Below are 628 nucleotides of genomic sequence, written 5' to 3'. Positions count from 1 at the left end.
CCGGGCCGAGGCGGCCAGCGCGGCCGCCGCGGAGACGCCGAGCGCGGCGACCCGGATGCCGGCCAGCAGCCCGGGTTCGATCCGCTCGAGCCAGCCGATGAGGTCTTCGGCGCGGCGCACCGCCTCGGCGTGCTCGCCCCGCCAGTACGCCAACTCGATCCCGGCGCCGCCCACCGCCAGCGGGATCTGCATGTCCGCCGTCCAGTGCTGCCGCTGCCCGGCGACGAGCTTCGCGGCTTCGTCGAACCGGCCGCGGGCGACGAGGAACAGCGACCAGATGGCGAGGATCCGCGCGGCGACCGCGCTGGACACCCCCCGCCCGGCCCGGCCGGCGCTCTCGTCCGGCCAGTCGCCCATCAGGTAGCGCAGCATCAGCTGCCGCGCCCGCAGCTCCAGCCCGTAGACGCTCCAGCTCAGCCCGGCCTCCTCGGCCCGGGCGACGCCGCGGGCCGCGTGGGCCAGCGCTTCGGCGAACTCGCCCTGGTCGTCGTGGCTCAGCGCCAGGAAGTAGGTCGCGCGGATCTCGGTGTTGAGCGCCCCGGCGTCCCGCGCCTTGCGTTCGGCCTGCCGCAGCCGCTCGCGGGCCTCGGCCGCGTCGCCCGCGGAGTCGGCCAGCGTGCCCAGGGTG

At 77.2% G+C, this 628-nt stretch carries 1 pseudogene; it reads right to left on the bottom strand.

What is annotated here, in order from left to right:
- Nucleotides 1-628, bottom strand: a pseudogene (locus G3I65_RS31015) (LuxR family transcriptional regulator); the annotation flags it as partial.

Source organism: Amycolatopsis sp. SID8362, from assembly GCF_010550475.1.
GTDB lineage: Bacteria > Actinomycetota > Actinomycetes > Mycobacteriales > Pseudonocardiaceae > Amycolatopsis > Amycolatopsis eburnea.
Note: the sequence above shows the minus strand (reverse complement) of the source record. Positions and strands in the feature narration are given on the sequence as shown.